The 15,233-nt window shown below is 59.1% G+C and carries 2 protein-coding genes; both read right to left on the bottom strand.

The features are described 5' to 3' along the window. The coding region (locus tag Q0O99_RS03705; RefSeq protein ID WP_293748682.1) for an autotransporter-associated beta strand repeat-containing protein at positions 1 to 13,335 on the bottom strand (13,335 nt) is incomplete at its 3' end. Positions 13,336 to 13,338: 3 nt separating this feature from the next. Next, positions 13,339 to 14,964, bottom strand: coding sequence for a ShlB/FhaC/HecB family hemolysin secretion/activation protein (locus tag Q0O99_RS03710; RefSeq protein WP_293748684.1), 1,626 nt, complete (start codon positions 14,962 to 14,964; stop codon positions 13,339 to 13,341). Between the last annotated feature and the right edge of the window lie 269 nt (positions 14,965 to 15,233).

A 15,233-nucleotide genomic window follows, 5' to 3' on the forward strand; every position in this document is an offset into this window, starting at 1 on the left:
CTGGCTGGGCACCAAGCTCACCAAGTAGTTCTTGCCGTTGTTGCCGTCCACAATCTGGTAGCCCGACTGAACGCTCAAGGTTTTGCCAGTGCCCGGGTTGGCATCTGCATAAGCTTCACTCAAATTGATCACCGCATCGGGCCCCTTCAAACCGCTCACCACAGGCACGGCCTGCGCCTGGACATTGCCATCAAAGCTCTTGGTGTTGGTGACTGCCGTCACCGTCAAAGGCGCCGGGGCGACCGACAAACTGCCATCTGTGAAGTTCACCGCGTAGTTGCTGCTGGTCAATCCCGCTGGCCTGATCACATAGCTGCCTGCGTTGCGCGCGCCCTGGCTTGAGCCCGTGTAGGCCAGAGTGCCGCCCAGCACGCCAGCCGTCTCGTTGTTCACAAAGCCGCTGTAGGCCACGCCGTTGCCGCCCGTGTAAGCGGTCCCATCGTAGGTTTTGTTGGCACTGGCCGCGCTCACCGTCAGAGGCGCAGGCGTCACAGCGCCAATGCTGCCGCTGGCCGAAGTGGGCAGTGTGTAGTTGCTCAGCTGCGTTCCGCTGCTCGCTGCAAAGTCGCTGCTGCTCAAAGCCGCGGTCACGGTCTTGCTGGTGCCTACGTTGGCAGTGTCCAAGGTGCCCGAGGTTTTGCTGACGCTGGCGCCCTCTGCGTTGACAAAGCCTGTCAACGCAAAGTTACCTGCGGCCAACGTGGCTGCCGTACCGCCGTCGTAAACCTTGCTGCTGGTGCCTGTGAGCGCTGCGCTCAATGGTGCAGGCGTCACAGCGCCAATGCTGCCGCTGGCCGAAGTGGGCAGTGTGTAGTTGCTCAGCTGCGTTCCGCTGCTCGCTGCAAAATCGCTGCTGCTCAAAGCCGCGGTCACGGTCTTGCTGGTGCCTACGTTGGCAGTGTCCAAGGTGCCCGAGGTTTTGCTGACGCTGGCGCCCTCTGCGTTGACAAAGCCGGTCAAAGCAAAGTTACCTGTGGCCAAAGTGGCAGCTGTGCTTCCGTCATAGACCTTGCTGCTGGTGCCTGTGAGCGCAGCGCTCAATGGCGCAGGCGTCACAGCGCCAATGCTGCCGCTAGCCGAAGTGGGCAGTGTGTAGTTGCTCAGCTGCGTTCCGCTGCTCGCTGCAAAGTCGCTGCTGCCGAGCGTGGTCGTGAGGGCCTTGGTGCTCCCAACGTTCGCGGTGTCCAGCGTGCCACTGGTTTTGCTGACACTGGCGCCTTCTGAGTTCACAAAGCCTGTGACTACAAAGTTGCTTGCCGTCAAAGCGGCAGCTGTTGTGCCGTCATAGACCTTGCTGCTGGTACCTGTGAGGGCAACGGCCAGCGGCGCAGGCGTCACCGTGTGGGTGCTGTCCACGTAATTGAAGTTGTAGTTGCTGACTGTGCCCGTGCTCAGGACCGCTGCCCCGGGCGTGACGGTGAACGTGCCCGCCTGCGCAGCGCCTGAAGCAGAACCGCTCAAGCCGGTCGGGGTTTGGGTGATCGAAGCCACTGCGTCAGGGCCCACCATGGCGCTCACGCTGTACGTCGTGCCCAAAGCCAGCGCAGCGTAGCTTGTGCCGTCATACACATTGCTGCGCGCTGCATTGGTCACGGTCACGGTCTTGGGGCTGATGACGCCCACATTGCCGGAAACGGCTGTGGGCAAGTTGTAGTTGCTCAGCAGCGTGCCGTTGGTGGCGCTGAAGTCGCTGCTGGCCAGCGTGACACTCACCAACTTGTTGGTGCCGGCATTGGCGTTGTCGTAGGTGCCCGTGGTTTGGGTGATGTTGGCGCCATCGCTGCCTTGCCAGCCGGTGATCAGATAGTTACTAGAGGTCAGCGTGGCCACGTTGGTGCCGTCATACTCCTTGCCCACGGTGCCCGTCAGGGCCACGTTGGTGGCGCTGACGCGCACATCCGCCGGGCTGATGTTCAGCGCCCCATCGCCAAAGCTGATGGCGTAGTTGCTGCTGGTCTGCCCACTGGGCGTGATCACGTAATTACCAACGTTGACCGCGCCAATGGCCGTGCCACCAAAAGCCAGCGTGCCGCCTAAATCACTGACCGTCTCGCCGTTGACAAAGCCGCTGTAAGCCACGCCTGCCGTGGCCGCGTAAGCGCTGGCGTCATAGGTCTTGCTGTCGTTGTTGGCCTTGATCAACAAAGGCGCTGTGGTGACCACCCCGTTGGTGGCGCTGAGCGTGTTGGCTGCCAACTTGTAGTTGGTCGCATCCGTTCCGCCCAAGCCGATGCCCGAGACTGTGAACGACTTGGCATTGCCCGCGTTCGCGTCGGCATAGGTGCCCAAGCCAGTGGCCCTGACCGCGTCGGCGCCCACCACACCGGACAGGCCAAAGCCCAGGCTGCTCATGCTGGTCGTGCCGTCGTAGCTTTTGCTCAGGCCAGAAGTGGCCGTTGGCGTCAGCGTCTTTTGTTCCACCGCGAGCGAACCCACAATGTTGACCGTGTTGCTGTAATTGGCACTGGTGTTGGTGATGCTGCTGGCACCCACTTGGTAGCTGCCTGCAGCGACTTGCCCGGCACTGCTCAAGCTGGCCAACTGCGGGCCCAAGTTCAAAGCCGTATTGCCACCTGCGCCATCCGTGAGAGTAAAGGCGGCTGTGTTGATGGCCGCGCGGCTGGTCAAGTCCACCACCGCGTTGCCGGTGCTGCTCTTGTACTGCACAGAACTGACGGTGTAGCTGGGCGCGGTGCCGTAGGTGGTGCTGGCATCGTTCAGGCGAATGAGCAACTGGTCTGCAGGCACGATGGTGTAGCTGCCCGCCTCGTAGATCAGGTTGTAGTTGTTGCTCGACAGTGTCGAGTCCGCAGCACTGAGCACCCCGGCATAGGTGCCCGCCGCGCCTACGCTGGCGTTGCTGCGAGCCACGGTGGCCGAGCCGCTGAGCACGCTGGCCGTCTGCCCTGCCACAAAGCCCGTGTATCTGACCCCAGCGAACCCGCTGACATCGGCTTCACCGATGAACTTGGCATCGTCTTTGGCGGTGACCTTCAGGTCGGCTTTGTTTACCGTGGCCGTGGCGGCCGTGTAGCTGAAGGTGTAATTACTGGTTTTACCCGTGCTCAAGACCACCGAGCCGGGCGTGACCGTGAAACTGCCCGCATTGGCCACCTGGCTGGCCACCAAGCCGTTGCCGCTGGGGGTTTGGGTGAGCGAGCTCACGGCGTCGTACCCCACCAGGCCGCTGACGGTGTAAGTCATGGCGTTGGCCAGGTTGCTGTAAGTGCTCAAGCCATCGTAGGTGGTGGTTTGGGCGGTGTTGGCAATGGTGACGGGTTTGGGGTCCACCACAATGTTCACCGCATTACCCGCTACAAAAAAGTACCCTCTCACATCCGGCGCAGGCGGGGCGATCTGGAGGGGATAGCTTCCCACGTCCGGGGCACCGCTAGCGGCTACAACTTGTGTGGTGGAAGGGACACCTGTCACCGAGACGGGCGAGCAGTTGCTGGCACTGGTGGAATAGCAATAGTTCAGCGATGTGATGGGCGTGCCGTAGGTGAACCGCTGGTTGGGCAAATACAAGGTGTAAAGCGTGGCGGGCGACTCGCGGAAGAGGGTGAAATAAGCCGCTGCAAACGACGTAGGCACGTAGGTGCTGTCCGTGTTGATCGAGTAGTAAGTCAGCTTGGGCGCAAAGCTGGCATTGAGGGTAAGGGCAGCACTTGTGGTCGCATAGCCCGAGTAAATCAAGGCCACACCGCCTGTGCCCACACTCACCGTGGGTGTGCCGCTGAGCACCACGTCGCCACCCGTGGGGGTGCCCGCTGCAGTAAGGCTGCCCGCACCGAGCCTCAAGGCCGGTGTGGTGTAGCTGGTAGCGGCACTGGTAGTGACCACGTTTTGCGACACGGTTAGCTCGCCTGTACGCGTCATGACCGACACCGTGTCTGTGGAATTGATGCCGCTGTAGGTGCTGCCGCCAGCAGTCACCTGCCCAATGGTCATGGCCGCGTTGTTCACCACACTCAACGCACCCACGCCAGTGCCGGTGGCGATGGTGTGGAGGGTGTTGCTGGTGCTGCTGAGGGTTTTAGCACCGGTCCCTAAGATGGCCAAGCCATTGCTGTTGCTGGTGATGGCACCGCTCAGTGTCAAGGCGCCCGCGCCACTCAAAACACTTGCGCTTGTGAGGTTGACAGCACCCGACAAACTGCTGGGGCCGGTGCTGGCGGTCAAAGTGCCGCCGTTGAGGGTGATGGCCTCTGCGCCGACAGCTGCGCCGCGCAAATCAAGCGTAGCACCGTTGGCCACAGATGTGCCCGCGCCCGTTCCGCCCAAACCAGAGGCATGGCTGATGGCCAAGGTGCCGTCCGATACGGTGGTGGCACCGGTATAGGAGTTGGCACCGGTCAATATCAGCGTACCTGTTCCTAATTTGGTCACACTGCCACTGCCACTGATCACGTTTGAAACACTGTGTGTATCGGTCCGATTGAATTCAAGCGTTGCATTGTTGATGACGTTACCTGTACCCAGGGTTCCTGCGCTGGTCGGGCCCACTCTGACTGTGCCGGCGGTGATGGTCGTGGACCCGCTGTAGGTGTTGGCGCCCAACAGATTGGTGGTCACTGTGCCGATGTTATTGATGCCGCCGGGCCCGCTGATCGCGCCCGTGAAGCCAATGCTGTTAGCGCCAGCGATCGACAAATCACCCAGCAGGGACACTGCTCCCGAGTAGGTGCCACCAAAACCATTGTTGTCTCTGACTGTGCCCCCGGAGATGACCATGCTGTTGCTGAATGTTGTGCGTTCGCCAACCAGGGTGCCACCAGAATTGATGGTGATGGTGCCACTTCCGAACGGGTCTGTCCGTTCTGCCACGCCGTCTTTCAAACTTCCGCCGTTGATGGTGGTGCCACCTGTGTAGGTGTTGGTGCCCGACAAAGTCAGGGTATTGGCTGCCATCTTGGTCACCGCCCCTGTGCCGCTGATCGCGCCTGCATACGTCACGTCATCGCTGCGGTTGAAGGCCAGCGTGCCGCTGTTGCTCACATTGCCCTCTATGCTGCCGGTCGCGCCGCCCGCACCCAATTGCAATGTGCCGAGATTGATGGTGGTGCCGCCACTGTAGGTGTTGGTGCCTGTCAGCACCAAGGTACCGAGAGAAGTCTTGGTCAGGACACGGTCTGTGCCGGAGACAACGCCCGACAAGGTCAATTGCGCACCTGAATCCACACTGACGGAACTGTTGGCACCCAAAGTGACTTGACCAGACAAGCTGGTGGTGCCTGATTGAAGTCGAAGTGTGCCGCCATTCAAGGTGATCGCTTCTGCGCCAACGTTGACACTCACGGGGAAAAGCAGTGTGGCACCACTGTCCACAGATGTGCCTGCGCCCGTTCCGCCCAAACCCGATGCATGGCTGATGGACAAGGTGCCAGCTGATACAGCAGTTTCTCCACTGTAGGTGTTGTTGCCAGACAGCACCAAGCTGCCGCTGCCGGTCTTGGTCAGACCGAAACCAGTGCCCGACACCACGCCAGACAAGGTCAATTGTGTACCCGCCACACTGACGGAGCTGTTGGCGGTCATGGTCACACCGCCCGACAAACTGCTGGTGCCCGTGGAGGTGGCCAAGGTGCCGCCTTGGAGCGTGATGGCTTCAGCGCCCACGGCAGCACCTCGAAGGTCGAGCGTGGCGCCGTTGGCCACCGTGACGCCGCCAGCTGTTGTGCCCAAGCCGTTGGCGTGGCTAATGGCCAAGGTGCCTGCGTTGATGGTGGTGCCGCCGGTGTAGGTGTTGTTGCCGCCGAGTATCCAAGTGCCGCTGTCCTGCTTGGTCAGGCTGCCGGTGGTGGTGCCAATGATGGCGGCGATGCTGCCACCCTGGGCGCCGCCCAGTGTCAGTCCAAATGTGGCGCCAGTGATGGTGCCGGTATGGGTCAATTGAATGGGGCCACTGCCTGCGATGATTTTGGTAATACCCGCCAAGACAACTGGCCCAGCGTATGTGGCTGTGGCTGCGGTGGGACTGCTGTTGCGCAATGCACCTAATTCCGAGACACCCGTGCCATTTAAAGTGAGGGTGCCTGTGCTGGTCATGGTTTGACCTCTGAGGTCAAAGGATCCACCTGAGGCCACCGTGATAGCGCCTGAACCCAGAGCAGTGGAGCTGCCGGCCCTTAAAGTACCGCCATTGACCGAGGTCCCCCCTGAATAAGTGTTGGCGCCATACAAGTTCCAAGCGATTGCGTTACCACTCTTGATGACACTGGTGGTGGTGGTGTCAATGACGCTGTAAAGAAAACTGTCTCCACCCGCAGTCGACACACCACCCAAGGTCAGGGTAAAACCACCGCCGACCAGTGCGTCGGTATTGGTCAAGCTGATCGTCGAGGTGATGCTCGTACCACTCATGATGCTGCTGTTGGCACCCAAAGCCAAGGCGCCAGCGTAAGTGGCCGCAGTGCTACCACTGTTGAGCAAAGCACCAGTAGCGCTGACCCCTGTACCCTGAAGAGTCAACACGCCTGTGCTCGTCATGGTTTGGCCATTGAGGTCCAGCGCTGCGCTATCACTCACCGATATGGCACCTGTGCCCAATGCCGTTGCGCTGCCAGCTTTCACCGTTCCTTCCGAAATGGAGGTGCCGCCGCTGTAAGTGTTGTCACCTGTCAAAGTCAGCGAATTGGCTGCCATCTTGGTCACCGACCCTGTTCCGCTGATCACATTGGCATACGTCAAGTCATCGCTGCGGTTGAAGGCCAGCGTGGCGTTGTTGGTCACATTGCCCTCAATGCTGCCGGTCGCGCCGCCCGCGCCCAATTGCAAAGTGCCGGCCGAAACGGTGGTGCCACCGGTGTAAGTGTTGGTGCCCGACAAGGTCAAGGTGCCCGCGCCCGATTTGACCAAGCTGGCAGCATTGGCTCCGTTGTTAGCAATGGCGCCGCTCAAGGTGGCAGCACCCGAGTTGCTGATACTGATTGCTCCGCCTGCCGAAATAGAAGTCGCATTCAAAGTGCCGGTGCTCACTGTTAACGCACCGCTGGCGGTGGCTGCTTGGTTGAACGTGATGGTGCTGGGCGTCAAAGCAGCGCCATACATATTGATGGCATTGAGAGCAAAGCCGGTTCCATACGAGGTGTGTATACCGGTTGCAACATTCATGCCGCCATTGTTAGCGCCGTTGCTTGAGTTAAATACAAGTTCGTAATAACGATAGGTTGCTGAATTTGAAAACGAAATGGTGTTGCTCAGGGTGGGGCTGGAGGTTCCGCCGTTGCTGAAACTGAGGCTGCTGCTGCCAATCAGGCTGAAGTTGCTCTGCTGATAATCCGTTCCGAGAACTGATAAGTTTGAGAAGTAATTAGTACCACTCGGATGGAATTTATTGGCGCTGGTGAATGGCGTATTGGAGCCGTAAACGCTGACGGCCGTGGGCACCCTGTTGGACATGCCATCACCTCGGGTGACAACGGTCAGGCTGTTAAGCAGTGTGCTTTGTCCGGCATCTACCAAAACCGGATAATTGATGCAACACCAATTGTTGTTAGTACCTGCACCGTTCATGGTGCCGGTGTTGTTGTAAAACATGATCCCAAGCTTACTGTTGGTCGCCGATGTGATGGCTGCCGAGCTGCTGCCGCCCGAGACAATGTAATGGTTACTTTCTATGATCGACGAACTGGTCAAGCCCGTGACGCCAAATGCGTAGTAGCTGTCGTTGTTGTTGCCGTTGGTGATGATGCCGGATGTACCCGCTAAAGGGTTGGCTGTCATCGTGACGCCCGCAGCGATGCTCACGGGACCGAAATAACTTTGATTGCCCTTGGTGCTGACGTTGCCCCCAAGGGTGATGGTGCCTGTGCCATTCACGGTCAGTGCGCCGATGGCTTCGGTCGCGCCGATGGCCCCCGTGAAAGTGGTGGCCCCACCTCCGTTGCTCAAGGTCAGCCCATAACTGGTGGCGCTGAGACTGTCCACTGTGGCGCCAAAGGTGATGGCGCTGTTGGTGTTGGCCAGTGTGACGCCAGAGCTGTTCTTGATCACCACCGGGCCGCCATAGGTCTGCGCGCCGACGGTCGTGACGTTGGCACCCAAGGTGGTGGTCCCGGTGCCGGTGCTCAGCGAAGACAGTGCGTAGCTGGCGCCGACAGCGGCGTTGAACACCAGGTTGCCTGCGCTGGTGCTGCTCAAGGCATAAGCGGCAGACGATGCGCTGTTGACCGTCGAGCCGAAGGTGATGGCACCCACGCCACCGTAGCTTGAGTCAGACGCGAGGGTAACGGCGCCGGCGTACGTGCCTGCGCTGCTGCTGGAATTGACCAGTGCACCGCCATTGGCCACACCCGTGCTGTTCAAGGTGAGCGCGCCGGTACTGGTGAGGGTCTGGCCATTGAGGTCCAGCGCCCCGCCAATGCCCACACCGATCGCACCTGATCCGGCCGCCGTGGCAGAGCCCAGTTTGAGGGTGCCTGCACTGATGGTGGTGCCGCCGGAGTATGTGTTGGCGCCGCCGAGTATCCAAGTGCCGCCGTCCTGCTTGGTCAGGCTGCCGGTGGTGGTGCCAATGATGGCAGCGATGCTGCCACCCTGGTCACCGCCCAGTGTCAGTCCAAATGTGGCGCCAGTGATGGTGCCGGTATGGGTCAATTGAATGGCGCCAGTTTGTGCAATGACGTTGGCGTTGCCAGTCAAGACAACCGGCCCAGCATAGGCGGCTGCGGTGGCATTGCTGTTGCGCAACGCACCCAAATTAGCGTAACCCGTACCATTTAAAGAGAGCGTGCCTGTGCTGGTCATGGTTTGACCTCTGAGGTCAAGGGATCCACCAGAGGCCACCGTGATGGCGCCTGAACCTAACGCAGTAGGGCTGCCCGCTCTGATGGTGCCGCCATTGATGTCTGTTCCACCAGAGTAAGTGTTGTTGCCATAAAAGGTCCAAAAGACCGAACTGTTCTTGATGATCTTGGCGGTGGTGTTGTCAATACTGCTGTAGAGATGGTTAGCAGACGACACCTCCGGACCATCCAAGGTCAGGGTAAAACCACCACCGGCCAGTGTGTCGGTGCTGGTCAAGTTGATCGACGTGGTGGTCGAACCACTCATGATGCTGCTGTTGGCACCCAACGCCAAGGCGCCAGCGTATGTGGCCGCAGTGCTACCGCTGTTGAGCAAAGCACCCGTACCACTGACGCCTGTACCCCGAAGAGTCAACACGCCTGTGCTCGTCATGGTTTGGCCATTGAGGTCCAGCGCTGCACCATTACTCACTGATATGACACCTGTGCCCAATGCCGTTGCGCTGCCAGTTTTCAGCGTGCCAGCGGAAATGGTGGTGCCGCCGCTGTAAGTGTTGTCACCTGTGAAAGTCAACGTATTGGCTGCCAACTTGGTCACCGACCCTGTGCCGCTGATCACGTTTGTATACGTCAAGTTATCACTGCGGTTGAAGGCCAGCGTGGCGTTGTTGGTCACATTGCCCTCAATGCTGCCGGTCGCCCCGCCCGCGCCCAATTTCAATGTGCCGAGATTGATGGTGGTGCCGCCACTGTAGGTGTTGGTGCCTGAGAGCGTTAAGGTGTCTGTGCCTATCTTGGTTAAGGCATGGGCACCGCTGATTGCCCCACTTGCGGTGATGTCGCCACTGGAACTGCCCACAGAAGAGGCCATGCCCAAAGTAATATTTCCCGCATAGGTACCGGCGGTGCTGCTGGAGTTCGTCAACGCGCCGCCACTGCTGATACCCGTGCCATTCAAAGTCAGCACACCGGTGCTGGTCATGGTCATGCCATTGAGGTCCAGCGCTGCACCATTACTCACTGATATGGCACCTGTGCCCAATGCCGTTGCGCTGCCCGTTTTCAACGTGCCTGTGCTGATGGAGGTGCCACCGCTGTAAGTGTTGGTGCCTGTGAAAGTCAACGTATTGGCTGCCATCTTGGTCACCGACCCTGTGCCGCTGATCACGTTTGCATACGTCAAGTTATCACTGCGGTTGAAGGCCAGCGTGGCGTTGTTGGTCACATTGCCCTCAATGCTGCCGGTCGCCCCGCCCGCACCCAATTGCAAAGTGCCCGCAGAGATGGTGGTGCCGCCGGTGTAGGTGTTGGCACCCGACAGGGTGACCGTGCCGTTGCCCGCCATGGTCAAACTGCCCGCGCCGCTGATCACGCCGGATAAAGTGACATCGCTTGATCCGGTGAACGAGATGGTGCCGGCATTTCTAATATCAAAGCCAAGACTGCCCACATTGGCGGTGTCGAAATTCACCGTCGAACCGCTGTTGATGATCGCCTCGCTGACCGTCGAGCCTGCCACGGGGGCAATGCCGCCCAGCCAATTGGTGCTTAAAGACCACAAACCCCCAGAAGCACCGTTGTAGGTGGCCGCGACCACGGATGATTCAAAACTGGTGCACAAACTCACAGTACACAGGACCGGCAACCCCCCGTTCACCGAACCGGCATAGCCAAAGCCCGCACTGCCAAAGGTAAAGCCTGCGATATTAGTGGCTGCCTTTAAGTTGGCGGTTGTGATGGAGGACACATTAGATGCAGTGCTACCAGACCCATAGGCCGTATTGGTGTTATTTCTGAGAAGTGAGCCAACACCTGTGATTGTTGGGTTTTTGCTGGAGTCCCAGTACAAATAGGTCAGTGTCGTGCCATTGGCGTACGTGTTCGTATTCAAGCCATTTCCAATCTGCCCGATCAAGCCGCCTGTTGAGTTTTGGCTTGAAAATGCAGGCCCTGTCACCGTGTTAGATGCATACGCATAGGACACTGTTCCGCCACCGTTGTTGTACATGTTGGCTATCAACCCGCCGACAAATCCGGTAGCCGTTGAGGCTTGAACGTTACCGGTTGCATAAACATTGGAATACAGAGAAACGTGAGCTGAGTGACCTACCAAGCCGCCGGTATCCCCGCCACCAGCATTGGTCACATTTCCAGCGGCATACGAATAAGTGATACTGCCGCCATCCAGTTTGCCTACCAAGCCACCAATGCTATTGGTTAAAGTATTGTTGGCATTGACTGCACCGGTTGCATAGGAATAGGAAATGTCGCTGTTTCTGATATATCCGATGAGGCCACCCACAGAATTGTTTCCGTTTGCCACAGAAGTAGCCGTAACTGCGCCCGATGCGTTGGCATAGGACACTGTGGCACGTTCTCCAGCTCTACCGATCAAACCACCTACGCCACCGCTCGCAGTGACTGCACCCGCAGCAGAGACATTCTTAATCGTCACGTATTCAGCATAGCCAATCAGACCCCCCACATAACGTTCATTGGTGGTATTCACAGCAGTGATGACGGTTGTCGAATAGGCATTGAAAACTGAGCCGTAGCTGTCTCCACCCAGTTGGCCTATCAAGCCACCGGTGTGCGAGTTTGTGTTCGTACTGGTGGTCGTAATACTTCCGGCAACGCCGATATTGGAAATATTTGTCGATTCTGCGGATGCATAGCCAAACAAGCCTGTATTGGATGAGGCTGTTGAGTTGTTGATGGACAAGCCACTGATTTCATGGCCAAAACCATTGAAATTACCCTTAAATGGGGTGCTGATTCCAGGGGCAACAACGGCTTGCGAATAAGACGTCGTGAAAGCCAAGTTGCTACCCAAGATGTACCGCACAGCGGTACTGTTAAGGGTCATATTTCGAAAGTCAGTTTCGCTGTTGATCACCGTATAAGTATTGTTATTGATCTTGATGGTTCCGCCAGAGGCCAAATTGACATTGATCTGGCCATTGAATCCGGTGGCAGCACCGGTGCTAAAGGCAGTGCCATTCCAATATCCGGTATTCAATCCGCCCGTTGGCGTGCTGGCCATGCCCATGAGCACGGCGCCGCCCGTGGTGTAGCCCGTGATGGTGCTGGTGCTCGGGTTCAAGGCCAGCGAGCCTGTCCCCGTGACCGTGAGCGAGCCGGTGGCAGACGTGGTGCCCACATAAATGTTGTAGCCCGAGTTCAAGGTCAGGGTGTTGGCGGACCAGCTCACCGCGTCGATGACGTAGATATCACCCATGGTGCCCGTGGACGTGACCGTGCAAGTGATGCCCGCGCAGGTATTGGGCGCGGTGATGGTCACCGAGCCGTTAGCCAACGCGGTCGTCAGCGCGGCCCCGGTGATGTTGCCGCCGTTTGCGCTGATGGTGAAGTCGTAGGGGTCTAGCAGCCAGTTGCCGGCTTGCCCTTGGGGCGCCAGCGTACTGACGCGGGCCGTGTCGGCCACGTTCAAAGTCGCTGCAGACGTATCCACAAACCCGCCATCACCGCCCTGCTCTCCGCCCTTGGCGCTGATGGTGCCGTCCACCTGCGTGATGCCGCTGGCGTTGCCCAAGTCGGTGATGATGTCGATGCGCCCGCCCTTGCCTACACTGTTGGGAGCCGCATCGGCGCTGATGCTGCTGGTTTGCGCCAGTTCAATCTTGTGGCTGGCACTCAGGCGGATGGTGCCGCCGTCGTTCACCAAGCCGGTGGCCGATATCGATCCGCTGTTTTTCACCACACCGCCGAGCAATCCGCTGGCCGCTTGCGCCGACAAGATGATCAAGCCGCCCGGGGCTTGCACCGCTTGGCCGTTGTCCACCAGGGTTTGAAGGGTGGCTGGTGTGACCAGCACATTGGTCAACTGCTTGTTGCTGTTGAACTGCAGCTCAAAACTTTCACCCGCCGCCAAAGCCACCGTGCCGCCCATCTGGGCCAGCACCACGCCAAGGTTGCGCACCTCGGGCGCCAGCAGCGCTATGTAGCCACCCAGGCCTGACGTGATGTGGCCTTCATTGAGGATGCTGCCAGTGGCCCCGTTGCGGTTGAACTGGTGTTTGCCGTTTAAAAAGTCTGCATCGCTGATGCTGTGCGTGCTGGCGGTGAAGCTGCCCACATCCACCCGCGAGCCGGGTGCAAAGTACACGCCGTTGGGGTTGAGCAAGAGCACTTGGCCGTTGGCATTGATCTGCCCAAAGATCTGGCTGGGGTCGCTGCTTTGCACACGGTTGAGCAGCACGCTGGTGCTGTTAGGCTGCGTGATGTTGACCTTGGCGTTGGCCCCCACGTTGAAGCTTTGCCAGTTGACGATGGCCTGGTTGGAGCTTTGCTGCACGGCCATGCTGGCGGCGGTGGCGGTTTGGGTTTTGCTGAAGCTGACGGTGCCTGCAGCGACTTGCGCGCCGGTGGGCAACTGGTTAACGGCAGGCGGCGTGATGAGCGGCGGCGCCGCCAAGGACGGACCGGTGCCCACAGCACCACCGGCCATGAGCGCTGCTGCAGTCACCAAACGCAGGGCGCTTTTTTTGCCGCGGGCACTGACGTGCTCGGCGACCGCCACCCAGGTGTTGAGGATTTCGCTGTAGACCAGTTTGTAGTTGCTGTTCATGATTTAAAACGCCTGTGAGACGGTGATCCAGATGCGGTTGGTTTTCAAGGTGCCGTCTTGGTCTGCACCGCGATTGACTTCGGTGGTGATGGCATTGGGGTTGGTCCCGACGCGCCGGGCATAGGTCGTTTGCACCGAGGTGCCCGAACTGTTGCGCCAGCCCAAGGACAGGCCAGCGCCCTTGAGCGCGTAGGCGTTCAGGGCGGACGCGCCTTCAAAGTCGTTGAGTTTGTTCACACGGATGCGGCCATGGTCATAAAAGCCCGTCAGGCTCAAGCCGTCGGCCACTTGCCAACGCAGTTCCAGGGTGAGCATCTGGCCCGAGGTGCCGCCCCCTTCGCTGCTGGGGTAGGCGCGCACGCCGCTGCTGCCCCCGAGGTAAAACTTTTCTGAAGAGTCCAGGTTTTTGTTGGCCAACTGCCCAGTGAAAGCGGCGTAAAACGACAAGCCAGAGGCGAGTTGTTGCTGTCGGCTGATGGCGTAGCGGATCTTCTTGTAGCCACCCGCGGTTTGGGTGGTGCTGGCATCGCTTGACTGCGTGGGCGAGCCGTCCAGGTTCAGTTTGCCCGCCGTCAAGGTCAAAGAAAACGCGTTGGCGCCACCTTGGCCCAGGCTGTCAAAGCTGTTGCCGCTCAAGGCCAGCGACACCGGTGTGCTTTGGTAGGCCGACGCAGAAACACCGCTGGCGATGTTGTCATAGGTTTTTTTCTCGGCGCTCAAACTGGTGTTCAGGTTCACACTGCGGCTGCGCAACCAGGGGTAGCTCAGCTCCAGGCCGGCCGTGCTGGCATCGCCTTGGGTGGGGTTGCCTTGCCGTTTTTGGCTGGCGTAGGGTTCAGTGATCAACTCGTAATCCAAGCGCGAAGCATTGAGCCCCAAGCGCCAGCCGTCTGTGCCCAGGGGTAAGCCGTAGGCCAATCGGGCGTAGCGCGTGCCTTTGGACGCCATCGCATTGAGGCTCATGGCGTCGCCCCTGAAGGTGGGGCTGTTCAGATTCAACGCGGCCATGACGCGTGAGGTGCCTGTAGAAACGGCGCCTGTGTTGTCGGCCGTGACATTGGCGTTGAGCCATGGCTCATCGGCCAGTTGCAAGACCAGATCGGTTTGCCCCGCTTGCGCGCCTTGGGCCAATGCGCCCGAGACGGTGATGCCTGGCAGGTCGTCGGCCAAGAGCAAAGCGCGGTCCACCGCATGGATGTTGAAGAACTTGCCCACTTGTTGCTGGCGCGCAAAAATCTGCAACACGTCTTCTTTGGGCACCCGGGTCGCTGTATCGCCGGCCACCAGGGTTTGGCCAAAGACCGCCTCGACGATCTCAATGGTCACACTGCCTTGGTCGATTTTTTGCTCGGGCAAAAAGGTTTGCACCACCCAGCCTTTGTCGCGGTAGAGGTCAGCCACCAACACCGGGCTACTTTGCAGCCGCGCAAAGTCAAGCGGGCGGCCCAGCAGCGGGGCCAGTGCGGCGCTCAATGCTTCGCTGCTCAGCAAGGTGTTGCCCTTGAATTTGAATTCTTGGACCACGATGGTCTGGCCCTGCAGCGGTTCTTCTACAGTGGGCTTGGGGGCTTGTTGGATCTGCACACGCTGTTTGTCGGCCTGTTGGTCACGCTCGATTTGCTGCTGCAAGGTGCTTGCACTGGGCAGTGTTTGAGCCACGGAAATGGCGGGAAACAAGCTAAAAGAAAGCAGGGTTGCCACCGCCAAACGGTCTGTAAAACCGAGGTGTTGGGCCGTTGGGCTTGGGGTGCAATGGTTGTTCATAGTTTGGGCGCTTTTGAAGAATTCGATGTTTTTATCAGTCGCATATCTCCAAAACTTGCAGTGCGCTGCAAGGTTTGCAGGCCCCCGCCGCTAAGATGCCTGACATGTTTCGATTGAAGGTTCACTCACCCACC

The sequence above is a fragment of the Limnohabitans sp. Rim8 genome, assembly GCF_945901735.1.
GTDB lineage: Bacteria > Pseudomonadota > Gammaproteobacteria > Burkholderiales > Burkholderiaceae_C > Limnohabitans_A.